Origin of the sequence: Sphaerothrix gracilis Ecp01 (genome assembly GCF_030405905.1) — a bacterium.
Taxonomy (GTDB): Bacteria; Cyanobacteriota; Cyanobacteriia; order Phormidesmidales; family Phormidesmidaceae; genus Sphaerothrix; species Sphaerothrix gracilis.
Genome location: NZ_JASATW010000007.1, coordinates 101824 through 116287 on the forward strand (window position 1 = coordinate 101824; position 14464 = coordinate 116287).

Annotated in this window: 15 protein-coding genes; 9 read left to right on the forward strand and 6 right to left on the reverse strand. The window is 56.2% G+C overall.

Features of this window, described 5'->3' with window-relative positions:
• Positions 1–144 precede the first annotated feature (144 nt).
• The 6 genes from pipX (at position 145) to QJQ48_RS09595 (ending at position 4633) form a co-directional block, all read left to right on the forward strand.
• Positions 145–417, forward strand: coding sequence for a transcriptional coactivator PipX (gene pipX, locus QJQ48_RS09570; RefSeq protein ID WP_346290996.1), 273 nt, complete (start codon positions 145–147; stop codon positions 415–417).
• The gene (locus tag QJQ48_RS09575) at positions 414–1103 is read left to right on the forward strand and encodes a YggS family pyridoxal phosphate-dependent enzyme (RefSeq protein ID WP_346290997.1); all 690 of its coding nucleotides are present in this window, start codon (positions 414–416) and stop codon (positions 1101–1103) included. The genes pipX and QJQ48_RS09575 overlap by 4 nt, the downstream gene beginning before the upstream one ends.
• Before the next feature lie 373 nt (positions 1104–1476).
• Complete coding sequence (locus QJQ48_RS09580) at positions 1477–2109, forward strand: cell division protein SepF (protein ID WP_346290998.1); 633 nt, start codon at positions 1477–1479, stop codon at positions 2107–2109.
• A gap of 131 nt (positions 2110–2240) precedes the next feature.
• Positions 2241–3011 (forward strand): pyrroline-5-carboxylate reductase, encoded by a 771-nt coding sequence (proC, locus tag QJQ48_RS09585; RefSeq protein WP_428843039.1) that lies wholly within the window; start codon positions 2241–2243, stop codon positions 3009–3011.
• A gap of 7 nt (positions 3012–3018) precedes the next feature.
• Positions 3019–3321: a GlsB/YeaQ/YmgE family stress response membrane protein gene (locus QJQ48_RS09590; protein WP_346291000.1), complete on the forward strand. Its 303-nt coding sequence runs from the start codon at positions 3019–3021 to the stop codon at positions 3319–3321.
• Between the two features lie 166 nt (positions 3322–3487).
• The gene (locus tag QJQ48_RS09595) at positions 3488–4633 is read left to right on the forward strand and encodes a peptidoglycan-binding protein (RefSeq protein WP_346291001.1); all 1146 of its coding nucleotides are present in this window, start codon (positions 3488–3490) and stop codon (positions 4631–4633) included.
• Here QJQ48_RS09595 and QJQ48_RS09600 read toward each other — a convergent pair.
• The gene (locus QJQ48_RS09600; protein WP_346291002.1) at positions 4630–5505 is read right to left on the reverse strand and encodes an MBL fold metallo-hydrolase; all 876 of its coding nucleotides are present in this window, start codon (positions 5503–5505) and stop codon (positions 4630–4632) included. The genes QJQ48_RS09595 and QJQ48_RS09600 overlap by 4 nt on opposite strands.
• 141 nt (positions 5506–5646) lie before the next feature.
• Between QJQ48_RS09600 and QJQ48_RS09605 the strand changes: the two genes are divergently transcribed.
• Positions 5647–6096 (forward strand): tellurite resistance TerB family protein, encoded by a 450-nt coding sequence (locus QJQ48_RS09605; RefSeq protein ID WP_346291003.1) that lies wholly within the window; start codon positions 5647–5649, stop codon positions 6094–6096.
• Here the strand turns inward: QJQ48_RS09605 and rsmG are convergent.
• The gene (rsmG, locus tag QJQ48_RS09610; protein ID WP_346291004.1) at positions 6093–6857 is read right to left on the reverse strand and encodes a 16S rRNA (guanine(527)-N(7))-methyltransferase RsmG; all 765 of its coding nucleotides are present in this window, start codon (positions 6855–6857) and stop codon (positions 6093–6095) included. The two genes, QJQ48_RS09605 and rsmG, sit on opposite strands and share 4 nt — an antisense overlap.
• A gap of 4 nt (positions 6858–6861) precedes the next feature.
• On the reverse strand, positions 6862–7530 hold the full coding sequence (locus tag QJQ48_RS09615; RefSeq protein ID WP_346291005.1) for an ABC transporter ATP-binding protein: 669 nt from the start codon (positions 7528–7530) through the stop codon (positions 6862–6864).
• A gap of 146 nt (positions 7531–7676) precedes the next feature.
• On the opposite strand from QJQ48_RS09615, the gene QJQ48_RS09620 reads away from it, so the two are divergent.
• Positions 7677–8918 (forward strand): lipid-A-disaccharide synthase-related protein, encoded by a 1242-nt coding sequence (locus QJQ48_RS09620; RefSeq protein WP_346291006.1) that lies wholly within the window; start codon positions 7677–7679, stop codon positions 8916–8918.
• Positions 8915–10642 (forward strand): ABC transporter ATP-binding protein, encoded by a 1728-nt coding sequence (locus tag QJQ48_RS09625; protein ID WP_346291007.1) that lies wholly within the window; start codon positions 8915–8917, stop codon positions 10640–10642. The genes QJQ48_RS09620 and QJQ48_RS09625 overlap by 4 nt, the downstream gene beginning before the upstream one ends.
• A 2-nt stretch (positions 10643–10644) precedes the next feature.
• On the opposite strand, the gene QJQ48_RS09630 is transcribed toward QJQ48_RS09625, so the two are convergent.
• The 3 genes from QJQ48_RS09630 to QJQ48_RS09640 all read right to left on the reverse strand — a co-directional run bounded on the left by QJQ48_RS09630 (position 10645) and on the right by QJQ48_RS09640 (position 14292).
• Positions 10645–11754 (reverse strand): aromatic ring-hydroxylating dioxygenase subunit alpha, encoded by a 1110-nt coding sequence (locus QJQ48_RS09630; protein ID WP_346291134.1) that lies wholly within the window; start codon positions 11752–11754, stop codon positions 10645–10647.
• Positions 11755–11773: 19 nt separating this feature from the next.
• Entirely contained in the window at positions 11774–13729 is a 1956-nt protein-coding gene (locus QJQ48_RS09635; RefSeq protein ID WP_346291008.1) for an FAD-dependent oxidoreductase, read from the reverse strand.
• Positions 13730–14031: 302 nt separating this feature from the next.
• Positions 14032–14292, reverse strand: a complete 261-nt coding sequence (locus QJQ48_RS09640; protein ID WP_346291009.1) for a hypothetical protein — start codon at positions 14290–14292, stop codon at positions 14032–14034.
• Positions 14293–14464: the final 172 nt, after the last annotated feature.

Genomic DNA, 14464 nt, shown 5'->3' on the forward strand with positions numbered 1-14464 from the left:
TATGAGTTAATACTGCTAAATAGCAAAAATATTCTGTAAACGCTCATATCTGCAGCCTCAAAGCTCTAGGCTTGATAGTCTTTTGTGACCAGTTTGACATAAAGTATTGAGATGATTTGGCCTTTCTACAGTGACTGCGTCTGAATGAGCTCTGAAAACTACCTTAATCACCCCACCTTCGGTCTGCTCTTCAGAGTTTGCTTGGTAGACGGCTCGAAGGAGCTGTTTGCCACGCTCTATGCCCAGCGGCTGTTTTTCCTAGTTACCACTAGCAGCACCAACGGCCTGATTTTTGAACCCATTGGGCGCGGCGATGCCCGCATGTTGCTAGAAAATCGCCTGCGGATTCTGCGGCGGGCCGGTCAATATTCGGAGTACGATCAGCTGCAGAAGACATACCAGCAGACGTTTCAATGACTTCTCCGGCTACCGCTAGCGATATTGCCGCTCGCATTCATCAGGTCCAAAAGGAATTGCCCCCGACTGTTCGCCTGGTGGCCGTCACCAAAAAGTTTCCGGCGGCGGTCATTCGAGTGGCCTATGAGGCAGGCATCCGCGACTTTGGCGAAAGTCAGGTGCAGGAGGCTGAGCAAAAACAGGCCGAGCTGGCGGATTTAACCGATATCACCTGGCACCTGATTGGGCATCTGCAAAGCAACAAGGCCCGCAAAGCGATCGCCTCATTTCAGTGGATCCATTCAGTTGATAGCTTAAAGCTAGCCCAACGCCTCGATCAGATTGCGGCGGAACTAGAGCGATCGCCCCGGTGTTGTCTCCAGGTTAAAGTCGCCTCTGATCCCAACAAGTATGGCTTCACTGTTGCCGAACTGACCCAGGTTTTGCCCCGCTTAAACCGACTACGGCATCTAAAAATTGTGGGGCTGATGACAATTCCGCCCTATGGTTTGGCCGCTGACGCCACCCAGGCCATTTTCAATCAGCTGCGTCAGCTCCAGGCCGAGATCAACCAGCAGGCGCTACCCAACATTCAAGTCAAGCAGCTCTCTATGGGAATGTCGGGCGACTATCCGATTGCGATCGCCGCTGGCTCTACCATGATTCGACTCGGCACCCAGCTTTTTGGTTCCCGTCCTAGCCCATAGAAAGCTGCTCGCAAATCCCCGCTGTCACCCTCGCAACTGCTTGCAAAACCTTACTTTTTAACTAAATATTAATTACTCACCATCCCAAAGATTTTCATGTATACTGTGGACTCAATGTTCCGCGATCGCAGGGGCAAGGGTAGAGCAAGCTGGCCAACGTCGTGTAAGTTCTACATTTAAAATTTTGATTTCAACGCTGATTCGGAGACAATTTTGTTCAATTTAAAGCGCCATTTGTTTTTTTCGGATCTATAGTATGGAACGGGAAGGATGGCTGCAGTTGAACGTTAAAGTCTCTCAAATCTTTTGATAGCCGCTGTGCGTCAGAAGATGAGTTTGCCAAGTTGAATCTATTTATGATGGAGTGTAAGCCGTGAGTAATCTGTTTTCTAAATTGCGGGACTTTGTTGGACTAAACGATCCAGCAGATTACGAATATGAGTACGACGAAATGGACGGAGGCGAGTATCAGAGCCTCTATCAGGAAGAGAACCCAGCCCCCAGTCCTGAAGTGGCTCCTCAGCCCATGCCACAAGCTATGCCGACCGAAGAGTCTCGTGCTCGTCGTCGCCCCGTCCGAGAGCGCATCATGTCTACTGAGCCTGGAATGGTTTCTATGAATAATGTGATTGGTATGCCTGGAGCAATGAACGGTGTTTCCGAAGTGGTGGTCATGGAGCCTCGCTCCTTTGAAGAAATGCCACAAGCGATCCAAGCGCTGCGAGAGCGTAAGTCAGTTGTGCTCAACCTGACAATTATGGATCCCGATCAGGCTCAGCGAGCCGTTGACTTTGTAGCCGGTGGCACCTATGCCATGGACGGTCATCAAGAGCGCATTGGGGAGAGCATCTTCCTGTTTACGCCCAACTGCGTCCAGGTAAGCACGCCTTCTGAGATTGAAGACGATATGCCCATGACCATGCCCCAGGTTCCGCAATCTCCTGCTCCTCGTCAGGCTCCCCCAACTCCCGCCTGGGCTTCTGAGCAGCAGGCTCGCATGGCCTAAAGGCCAGGTGGCAGCTCATTGTGAATTGATCCAGGCATTCTAGGAAAGTTGCCTCAGTTTAAGTTTGACGCATTGGTCAGGAGGCAGAGAGCCAGTTGCCTGAAAAACTTGGCATAATCGGTGGCGGGGTAATGGGGGAAGCCCTTTTATCCCGCCTTATTGCAGAGGAACTCTATCAGCCCAGTGAGGTTCTCGTCAGCGATCCGGCAGGTGAGCGGCGACAACAGCTGATAGATCGCTATGGAATTAACGCTACATCGAACAACCATCAGGCTCTCAGCACTACTGAAGCGGTGCTGCTAGCTGTCAAACCGCAAATTTTTTCGGCGATCGCAGCCGAGGCCGCTGAGACAGCGGCAACTGCCCAACCGCTACTCATTTCTATTATGGCTGGGGTGACTCTGTCTCGCTTAGAAGCCGCTTTCCCTGGCTGGCCTATCGTTCGCGCTATGCCCAACACCCCCGCTACCGTGGGCGCAGGAATGACGGCGATCGCGGCGGGGAAAAAGGTCACGTCTGAGCAGCAGCAGCTCACCCAGCAGATCTTTCAGTCCGTAGGCCAGGTTGTGAGCGTTTCTGAGTCCCTGATGGACGCGGTGACGGGCCTTTCCGGCTCTGGTCCCGGCTATGTCGCCATCATGATTGAGGCGCTGGCGGATGGGGGAGTAGCTGCTGGACTGCCCAGGGCGATCGCCCTGCAGCTTGCTATTCAAACCGTCAAGGGAACCGCCGAGCTCCTGCAGTCAACAGAACTCCACCCGGCTGTGCTGAAAGATCGGGTAACAAGTCCGGGGGGCACTACCATTGCTGGCATTGCTCGTTTAGAATCTTTGGGTCTACGGACAGCCTTGATCGAAGCCGTCCGAACAGCCTGCCAGCGCTCCCAAGAACTCGGAGAGTAGTTAGCCTGTGGACATCACTCAATTTTTAGTTCAGGTTATTATTGCCATCGTCTGTGCCGGCATCGCCAATATCCTGGTGCCGCGCCGCATCCCTGGCAAGCTAGTTGGGCTGATTTTGATTGGTCTGGCGGGCGTCTGGGTCGGGCGCTGGGTGGCCGACTATCTCAGGCAGCAGTTTGGCATTCGCTGGGAGTTTTTGCAGTGGCAGATTCAGGGCGTTGAAATTGTTCCGGCCATCATCGGCTGTGCCATCGTACTTTATTTAGTCACTGCCTTTCTCAGCTGGGGGCGCTACGGCGGTCGGGGCTAGTCGTGTTTGCGCTAAAGCGATAACGAAGGCCGTCGCTGGTCAGGCAGGCGGATGAACGCCATTCGCTCAAAAATTACTTTTCTCAAAAAATCGGCGCTTGCAGACGAAAAGCCGATCAATATTGAGGTATCCATCAGCAACCATTAAGTAAGCAGGACAAATCGTAATGGCAAGGGTACCGTTGGCTGGCGTTGAGCTGATCAAACAGTTTGAAGGGCTGCACCTGACGGCCTATCCCGATCCGCTCAGCGGCGGCAGACCCTATACGGTGGGCTGGGGCAGCACCCGGCGCAAAGACGGCAGCCCGTTCTACCTGGGCCAGCGGATTTCGCGGCAGGAAGCTGACGATTTACTGGTCTATCAGCTTGAAACCGAGTTTTTACCAGCGCTAGAGCGAATTCCAGTTTGGCCGGAACTCAATGACAATCAGCGGGGGGCTTTGCTCAGCTTTGCCTACAACCTGGGGGCTGGCTTCTATGGGGCATCTGGCTTTGAAACTATCAGCCGGGTACTGCGTAACCGCCAGTGGGACAAGATTGAGTCGGCACTACTGCTCTACCGCAACCCCGGCACCAATGTCGAAGAAGGGCTGCGCCGCCGCCGTCAGGCAGAAGCCGACTTATTTCTCACACCCTCCGGGCAGACGCCCCCCAAGGTATCTCCGACCACGCCCAGCGTTACCGAGGGTTCAGGCGATCGCCTGCTCTATCTCACCCAGCCCTACCTGTTTGGCGAGGATGTCAAAGCGCTGCAAAACGATCTGGCTCGGACTGGTGCTGGGGTGCTGGTAGACGGCGTGTTTGGTCCGGCGACTGAGCTAGCCGTCAAGCGCTTTCAAACGGTGAATGGGTTAAAAGCTGATGGTGTGGTCGGGCCACAAACCCTGACGCTGCTGCGGACGCGACCGCTCTATCTGCGCACGCCTTATCTGCAGGGCAGCGATGTTCTGGCGGTTCAGCGATGGTTACAGGAGGCAGGCTACGTCACCACGGCAGATGGCGTTTTTGGCCCGGCAACTAAGCGCACCGTCGAGCAGTTTCAGCAGGAGCACGGGCTAGTGGTAGACGGCATTGTCGGGCCGAAAACCCTAAAAATTCTCAGAGCCAAGCCGCTGTTTCTCAGCGATCCCTACTTGAGAGGACCTGAAGTCGTCGCGCTGCAGCAAGCTTTACAGCAGCAGGGATTTAATCTGATCGCCGACGGCATCTATGGCCCCGGAACTGCAATGGCGGTTGAAGCCTTTCAGCGTCGTCACGGCCTGATAACTGACGGCATTGCCGGACGCCAAACCTGGGCCAAGCTCTGGGGCTAAGCGACAGACTGCATCCAGTCCAGGCATTTCTGCATCTGGGTTTGCATAGTGGCGCGATCGCTGTGGAAGCGGCGACCGTGTCCTGGCAGCACCCACTCAAACGGGTATTGAGCCAGCCGCTCCATTGACTTAATCAGCTCTGACCAGGAATACCAGCAGGCCCGCCGAAAGGCATGAAGCTGCTGTAGCTGGGACGACCAGGCTAAATGATCGCCGCTGAAAAGAAACTTCTCCTGGTAGAGCAGGACCGTGTGGCCGCGGGTGTGTCCGGGTACGGGAATAATCAGCAGGTCGGGGGCAAGCTGCACCGGGTCGAGTCCGGCAAGCTGCATTTCAACCCCCCGCGTTTGAGGGCTAATATCAGCCTCATGCAAAATGCGATCGCAGCCAAAATGTTCGCGAAATTTTTGGTGGTCGGCTACGTCGTCGCGGTGGGTGAGATAGAGGTAGCGAATGCCGCCCATCGCCTCTAGCTGCTTCACCAGCGGCGGCGCAAAGCGGGGAGAATCCACTAGCACGTTGCCGTCCGGTCGCTGAATAAAATAGCTGGCCGCTCCGAATGAGCTTTCAGCATGGTAGCCGCAGTGATAGACATGAGCGGCAATCGGGCTGGGAAAGCTCTGCTGCACCTGCTTGATCTCAGCCGGAGGCGCTAGCGTGCCAATTGAAGCGGTGGGACAGGCCAAAAGCGCCTGCAGCGCCGCCCATCTTTCTGCGGCCTCCTCTGGCTGATGGTGGACTGCCGACTGACCATCACTGCGGGAAAACACGTTTGGAACCATCCAGCGGCAGGTATCGCAGTCGATACAGGTGCTATCTACATAGAAGTCACCGGCTACATTTTGGGGACGACGCTGTTTGAGGTGAGCCATAACTTTGACCAGTTTGCTATCTCTAGGCTAGCGATCGCTTTAGCAGTTTGTGGGTATCGCGGCTGTAACAATCGTCAAAAAAGAGAGGAAGCTATCTAAAAACTGCGGCAATATGTAAAAGCAGCCAGAGGAAAAGGGGATATGGGCTTATTTGACGGCGTTTTTAAAACGGAGCAAGATGTCGCGAATATCATGCTGAGTCCGGCTGAGGCATTTGCGGCAGTAGCGCTGGTGGCGATCGCGGCGGATGGCTACCTGTCTGAACAAGAAGGCCGGGAAATGACAATGGTGCTGGCGCGGATGCAGCTCTTTCGCAGCTTCTCCACAGACGTGATGCACCGCCTGTTTGACAAGCTGCTGGGACTGTTGAAACAGCAGGGGCCAGGCAAACTCATCAATTTGGCTAAGGCCTCGCTGCCGGAAGAACTGCGCCAAACCGCTTTCGCCATTGCCACTGACCTCGTGCTAGCGGATGGCACCGTAACGCCTCAGGAGCAGGCTTTCCTAGACGATCTCTATCGCATCCTGGAAATTCCGGGGGATACGGCCCTGCAGATTGTGCAGGTTATGACGATTAAAAATCGGGGCTAGAGCGGCAGCTTGGCCGGAATGCCTACCGGGCGGGGCAGATCTAACGGGGTTGGCTCAGTTTTTTGCAGATATAGGCAGTGGCGCTGACCCTGGGTTAGGGGTGTCGTGCCAGGCTGAATGTGGGCGATCGCGCCCCCCATTAGCTCCAGGGCAGGCGCTAGCGCCTCAGTGTCAGCCGCCGACCACTGCCCCCGATAGAGAACGGCGACTCCCCCCACCTGCAGCAGGGGCAGGGCATATTCGGCGCAGGTAGAGGCCGACCCCACCGCTCGCACCAGCGCTACGTGAAACTTTTGGCGCTGATGCCGCTGATGTCCCACCGTTTCGGCCCGGCTGGCTAAGCCCTTCACGTTGTTTAGCTGCAGCGACTCGGCCAGGGTTTTGAGAAAGCGAATTTTCTTTTGGGTGGAGTCTAGCAGCGTTACCTGCCAGTCAGGCCGCGCGATCGCCGCTGGCAGCCCCGGAAAGCCGGCCCCGGTGCCAATGTCGATGACTCGTAGCTGCGGCGATCGCAGCAGTTCCGGCAGCGGCCAGGAAAAATCCGGCGTCAGCCAGGGGGCCAGACCGCTGAGCGAGTCCCACAGATGCTTTTCCCAAAAGTCGCTCGGCTCAGTAATGCGCGTGAGATTAAACTGCTGGTTGGCCGCTAGCACCTCAGCATAGAGCTGCTGAAAGACAGCCTGCTGTGACGGGGCGGGCTGCCAGTTTAGGGTTTCCTGCCAGCGATCGCCATAGGCTGGGAGTTCAGTAGATGCCGTCATAGGGTTAGGAAATCGCCGGGGCTGAGGAATTGGCTAGCCGCTGAGCACTGGCAGCGTGCAGTTCACCATGCTGCAGCGTCCAGCAGCGATCGGCTAGCCCCACTAGCTCCTCGGCGTCGTGGGTCACTACCAGTAAGCTCCAATCTTTTTTGAGCTGGGCCAGCAGGTTAATGAGCTGCTGCCGCATTGACCAGTCTAAGCCCGCCGTTGGCTCATCTAGCAAAAGCAGATGGGGCTGGCGAATGAGCTGCACCGCTAAGGCCAAACGCCGCTGCTGGCCGCCGCTGAGGGCGTGCGGGCCTGCTTCTAGCCCTAACTGATCTAGTCCTACAGCACTGAGAGCCTGCTTCATCCGCTCAGCTGTCAGCTCAGGATGGCCCAGCCGCAGTTCTTCTAAAACGGTGTGCCCGCAGAAGTGGCGCTCTGGAAACTGAAAGACCAGCCCCCCTAGCTGCCGCAGCAGCTCTGGATTGAGTTCCTGACTGCGCCAAAAAATTTCACCAACTGAGGGAGCCGCCAGCCCCGCTAAGATCTCCAGCAGCGTGCTTTTACCGGAACCGCTAGGCCCAATAATCAGGCCCATCTGCTGGGGAGGTAGCTCAAAGCTGATGGACTTGAGAATGGGCACCGCGCTGGCGGCTGGGTGATAGGTCAGATTTTTGATACGGAGCATTCAGGTTTTAGACAGGCGCGATCGGGCACATAAACAGGATAAGTGTCTCTAGCATAGGCCAAGATACCCGACCTCGGCTCCGGTGTCTCACCGCTAGCCAGACCGCTGCGCAGTATACTGCTAATGCTTTCCTGATTCATGCCGCTATGCCTAAGCGAATACTGTTTCTCAGCAATGGTCACGGCGAGGATAATCATTCCTCCCACATTATTCGCTCACTGCAAGAGCTGTGCCCTGAGATTGAAATTGCCGCTATGCCCATTGTCGGTCAGGGCTCTGCCTATCGCCGCTTGAATATCCCCATCATCGGCCCCACCCAGACGTTACCCTCTGGCGGCTTCACCTACATGAACCGGCTGCTGCTGCTAAAAGATATGCAGTCGGGGCTGATTGGCTTAACCTGGCGGCAGCTCAGAGCCGTGCAAAAATACGCCCCTACCTGTGATTTAGTCCACGCCACGGGCGATCAGGTGGGGCAAGCCTTTGCCTATATGAGTGGTCGGCCCTATGTCTCTTTTATTTCACCCCTCTCAGCGCTGTACGAAGATCGTCTTTATCTAGGACCACTGATTTCCCGGCTGCTGAAGTCACCCCGCTGCCTAACGGTATTTACCCGCGACCCCTTCACGGCAGAAAATCTGCGGCAGCAAGGACTCGAAAAAGTGCGCTTTGGCGGCATCCCCTCGCTCGATCGCCTAGTGCCTACCGGCAAAGACCTACAGCTTCAGCCTGGTAAGCCAATAGTGTCGCTGCTACCGGGTTCACGTTTGCCGGAAGCAGTACGCAACTTCCACCTGCAGCTGCAACTGGTGCAGGAAATTTTTCAGCGCACTGAAGAGATCCAGTTCCGGGCGGCGCTGGTGCCAGATCTGATGCAGCAGCTACCGGCGATCGCGGCAGCGGCTGGCTGGCAGCAGGACGGGAACAGACTCTTTCTGTCGCAGCAGCCGGGGGCTGAGATTCTCTGTTACTCAGACGCCTTCAATGACATTGTTTGTCAGACTACTCTGGTGCTGGGCATGGCGGGGCTGGCGGTCGATCAGGCTGTGGCTCTGGGTAAACCCGTGATTCAGGTACCGGGGGCAGGGCCGCAGTTCACCTACGCTTTTGCCGAAGCCCAAACGCGGCTCCTGGGCCTTTCAGCTCAGACCGTGGGCAAAGGCCCCGCCACCGCCGCAACGCTGCGACTGGCGGCTGAGCGAGTAGTGGAAACGCTAGCTGATCCGGCTTATCTAGAAGCCTGTAAAACTAATGGCCGCCAGCGTTTGGGGCCGCCGGGTGCTTCTTACCGCATTGCCCAGCGGCTGCTGGCTTACCTGGGCGAATCGGCTGCTGCCGCTGCCGCAGAGGCTGCTAAAGCGAAAGAGGGAGAAATTAGGCCCGCATGAAAACTCGCGCTAGCTACTGGCAGCTACTGCCGTTTCTCAGACCCCACTGGGCGCTATTTCTCAAAGGAGGAGTCTGCATCATTGGCTATGTGCTGATGACTTTGCTGCTCCCCTATTTGGCGGGTCAGGCAGCTCTTTATATTGGTCAGGGAAACGTCACACAAATTGCCCGCTGGCTGGGGCTGGCAACGGTTGTTTTTCTAGTCCGCAGCGTTTTCCAGTATTGGGAAAATATCTGGATGATCAGCGCTTCGCTGGAGGTGGCTCTGAGTCTGCGTCAGCGGGTATATGCCCACCTGCACAAGCTGGGGCTGTCATATTTTGAGCGATCGCAGACTGGAGATTTGGCCTATCGCCTGACGGAAGATATCGATCGCGTGGGCGAGATTGTCCACAAAATGTCCCAGCAGTTTGTCTCATCGGGGCTGCAGCTCGTTGCCATTCCCATCTACATGCTGTACCTCAACTGGCCGCTGACGCTGGCCGGGCTGCTGCTAGCGCCGCTGATGGGCTGGCTCATCGGCAAGTTTGGCCGCCAGATGCTCATTCTGTCGCGCCGCAGTCAAACCCAAGTGTCTAACCTGTCGGCGCTGCTGACGGAGGTATTTGGCAGCATTCGAGTGGTGCAGGCATTTGCGGCGCAGGACTATGAAGTGGAGCGCTTCAACCGGGAGGCGGAGTATAACCGCACGGCTCGCTACCGGGCTGAGCGACTGAAGGCGGTGCAGTACCCGGTGGTGGGCTTTCTAGAAGCCATCAGCATCATGCTGCTGTTTTTTCTGGGAGGCTGGCAGATTGCTCAGGGCAATTTGGAGCCACAGGAGTTTGTCAGCTTTCTGACGGCGGTGGCGCTGCTGCTGCACCCCATCGACCTCGTGACGCAGCACTACAACGAGTTTAAGCAGGCTGAAGCCTCAGTGGAGCGAATTTTTGAGCTGACGGCGATCGCCCCTACCTCCCAAGACAAACCCGATGCGATCGCGCTGCCTACCGTCACGGGCAAGGTGGAGTTTCAACAGGTTAGCTTTGCCTATGCAAACGATCAGCCCGTCATTCAGGATCTGAGTTTGCGCACCTATCCAGGAGAAGTTGTGGCCCTAGTGGGAGCTTCTGGGGCGGGTAAAACGACGCTGATGAATTTGCTGCTGCGCTTCTATCAGCCCCAAGACGGCCAGATTCTCATAGACGGCATTGATATTCGCGATGTCAAAATTACCAGCTTGCGGCATCAGATCGGCGTGGTGCCCCAGGACACGACCCTATTTTCGGGCACCATCGCTCAAAATATTGCCTATGGCCGTCCAGCCCTGAGCCAGGAAGCGATCGAAGCTGCTGCCAAAACGGCCAACGCCCACGACTTTATCAGCCAGTTTAGCCAGGGCTATCAGACCTGGGTGGGAGAGCGGGGCGCAACCCTGTCTGGAGGGCAGCGACAGCGAGTGGCGATCGCCCGCGCCGTCGTGTCTAACCCGCGAATATTAATCCTAGATGAGGCTACCTCCGCGCTCGACTCAGAATCAGAAGCGCTGGTGCAAGAAGCCCTAGAGCGAGCCATGAGAGATCGCACCGTTTTTATCATTGCCCACCGCCTCAGCACGGTGCGCCGAGCCGACACGATTTTGTTTTTAGAAAAAGGCCGAATTGTAGAGTCGGGAACGCACACAGAGCTACTGGAAAAAGGTGGGCGTTACGCCAGCTTTTACGCTCAGCAGTTTGAGGGCTGACTTCAAGCTTCGGTAGTATTGCCTGAAGCAACCTGTTCCATCCGTCCTCGCTGCGCCTGCTGCTGAATTAAGCGCTGCACGCTGATCAAGGCCCGGTTCAGCTCTGGCCCCCGCCGCCGCGGATTCTGCAAGTAAGCCTGCTGTTCCTCCTCAATCATCACCACGTCCTGCTCCACTAGGCCGTCCAGCAGCTTCTGAGCTGAGCCAAAGAGACTGTCTCGCACCCAGCGGCGGAACCACACAGGCAGCTTATGCAGCCGGTGAAAAGCATTGAGCGAGGTGAAGTGAATCAAAAAAGCGCGGGTGCGGGTCGGTCCCTGGGGGCAAAAGAGGCAGCAAATGACGAAATCCTGGCCCAGGGTTGAGCGCCAGTTGGGATAGAGGTAGCTGACATCGAGCGGTTCGGGATGCAGCCGCCGCAGGGCTGGAAAAAAGAGCTGAGACACCGACCAGATTTTGTCAATTTTGTAATAGCTCTGGGCTTCGTAGTGGGCGTGAACCGCCTCATCTGTCTCTTCCAAGCCTTGCAAAACCGGATCGGCCCATGCCTGATAGCTGTCGTGCAGGTGGCCGTGGTACATGTCCATCAGGTTCTCAATCAGGAAAGAATAGTGGGCCTCAGCCTCAATGATGGAAACGGTGGCGATGTAGTTGAGATGCTCCCACTCCGGCAGGGATAGAGGAACTTTCGTGTTCTGGGCTGCGGCCTCACCGGGGAATATCCAAATAAAGCCGTTCTCTTCTCGCACCGGATAAGTGCGAATCTGACAGGTAGGCAGCTTTTGATTCTCGGCTAGATAGGGCACATGAGTGCAGGTGCCCGCATTGCCGAAGCGCCAGCCATGATAGGCACATTCCAAATCGCCATCAACCACCTGCCCGTGACTCAGCTTTACCTGGCGGTGGGGGCAGCGATCTTCGAGGGCCTGCACCTGCCCGGTGGCATCACGGTAGAGCACAACTGCCTGCTGCCAGAGGGTGACGGCTAGGGGCTGATCTTTTAGCTCACTGCTGCGGGCGACGGCATACCAGTGATTGAGGTTGATGCCGAGCTGGCGAATCTCAGCGATCGCGCTCTGGCCGTTTTCTGAGGTTTGGGGGGCTAACTGCATGGCGTCCATCGGCTCGACCTTAGATTTTCAACATGCCTTCGGGGTTGACAGACATCAGCGGGCGGCGCTGGAGTCCTTCTTTTTGACAGACCGCATTAGCCGCCAGTAGACCGCTGCTGACAGCCCGCTCCATCAAACCGCAGGGGAAAGGCATTTTCACCCAGTCGCCTGCAAACAGCAGATTGCCTGCGGCGGTAGCAGTTTCAGGGCGATTGGGATAGCTGCCGGGGGGGAATCCGGCAAAATTCTTTTGGTTGACGAGCTGGCGGTGCAGCATTTTAGCCTCTTTCAGCACCGGCACGATTTCAAACAGTTCGGCCTGGAAGGTGTTGAGCAGCTCTTGCTGGGTAGGAAACTCTTTTTCTTTGTAGCAGTAGGCGTGCAGCTCCACGACGCTGCCGCCGGTTTTGTTAGCCCAAGCGATGTAGTCTTCCTGAATGCGGTGGTAGAGGGTGATGCTGTCGGTGAGGCGGTAGCCGGAGAGGGAGGTGAACCAGCTATGCTCCCAGTCAAAATCGCGATCGAACCAGAAGCGACCCACAGCAAAGGGATCGGCTACTGCCAGTTCCGCGACCTGAGCCGTGACTGTGCTGTGGGGCGTACCCTCAGACAGAGAAAAGAGCTGCTTAATCCCCGGCACGTCCGCTGCCAAAATATAATAGTCAGCCTCTAGGGCCTCTTCCGTCAGCGTGTCAGGATCCTGGGCGATCGCCACCAACTGCACCTGCTCGTCTGCGCTTTCCAGCACCCGAAACTGAGCTAGATGCCGCTGGGCTGGGCCATTAACCACTTCGCCATCACTGTCATAAGCGGCGCCGTGACAGGGGCAGTAGAACCCGGTGTCTGTTTCTGCAACCTCCTGATGCACGCTACAGCCCTGATGCGTGCAGGTGAGAGACAGGGCGCGATCGCTGCCGGGTTTGCGCGCAAATAGGCGATCGCCCGCGCCGTAGTATTCCATCTGCTCACTGCTGAGCAGCGGATTGCGCTCGACCCAAAACGGTACACTGCTGCTGTTGCGATCGCCCTGCTGAAAGGTCAACCCCGTCAGCGCTCCGTCCTGCCAGCTCAGCCGACTGACAGTTGCCTCTGTGACAATACGCCCACCGTTGGCCTGAATTGATGCAGCGATTGGCTCTACTAGGCTGCGGCCCATGTCCTGGCAGGTGCCGTTAAAAGCCAGCCCTTCCGGATTGCCAAAAAAGTAAAAGTGGAAGAACTGCATTAGCTCACCCGCACTCATGGCGTCTGGCGCATTCAGGCTAGATTTGGCGAAGGGCAGGAAATACAGATCGTACAGCCCGCGCGGAAAATCCTTGTCTACCCATTCGGCTACGGAAATATCGTCAAGACGATTGAAGCTCTGCGGTACCCGAAACCCGGTAATTTCTCGAAAAACCTCTAAGTGTTTGATTTTGGCCAGATTAATGCCCCATTTGAGTCGGTTGGGCGAAGAGACGGCCAAATCGACAATATTCCAAGGAAAAGCGGAATGGCTGGGGCGGAAAACTTCTGGCTGATAGCGTTCTTTATAGACGACTGAATAGAAATTGAGGGACTTAAAATTCTGCGGAATGCTCAGCTCATCTACGAGACTAAACAGGTTGTAATACTGGGGAAAAAAGCCGTGAAAGCCGTGCTCCATCATCAGCGGCTCACCGTCTACTTCGATGGCCCAACTAGCAATCTTGCCGCCCAACTGGGGCGATCGCTCTAGCAGCGTCACCGCCACGCCGCGCTGGCTCAGCTCGTAAGCCGCCGCCAGTCCGGCCAGTCCGCCGCCGACCACCACCGCTTTTACGGGCCGATCCACCTGATGCGGCAGGGAGAGGGCATCTTTTTGATGAACGGTCGGTTGGGGCTTGGCTAGGCGGGTGTATCCTAATGCACTTCCAGCAGCCCCGACACCAAAGAGCTTGAGCACCGTTCGACGAGATAGGGGCTGAAGCAAGTTTGAATCGAACAACCGACCCATATAGAAAAACGCCTATCGTTGACAACTTGGGAAAGGATGAATTGTTTGTAATATAGACCAGCTTTAGAGTTGCCACAATCTAAACTGCGCAAATCCACCGGAATATTCAGACAATTCTTTGCCTTACGGCGGCGATTTACCGAAATTAGCGCTTTGCTTGAGAATTGACTAGAAATTGGAGATGAAGTTCTAGAGAAAACCGTTCTAACCTGAGTTTGCAGGTGTTTATCTGGGCGATCGCCTGGGGCATGTCCCCATCGGGGTTCCCCAATGAGCGCTTGGGGAACCTGAGTTGGCGACGGCTATTCCAGGCGCACTAGCTTGACGAGCAGGCTCATCACTTCGTCGGGTTCAGTGGTGAGGATAGCGCGGTTGTCGGGAATATCAATTGGGTGCGTCCAGCGGAAGGTTTCAGCGTAGCGGGCCTGGTGGAGCTGATGGATGGTGCGCTTGACTAGGGGCGGCGGGCCGATGAGGATATGGCGAATGGGCCGGGGTTTGGCGCTGGCGGCCAGCGTTGACTCAGTAAGAGCGGTCTGAATGCTAGCAGACTGTTGCAGCATGAGTTTTCCTATTTTTTGGGTGGGCAGAAATTGCCCGCTGCGATCGCCCCAACGAGAAAAAATCTGTCTAGAGCGCCGCAGCGAGCTAACAAACCCAAAAACAAGCCGCCCCAAACCAGCGCAAAGCGAGTCAGGGCGGCTAAGGAAACTGCTAAAATGCCTCTCAGCCTGC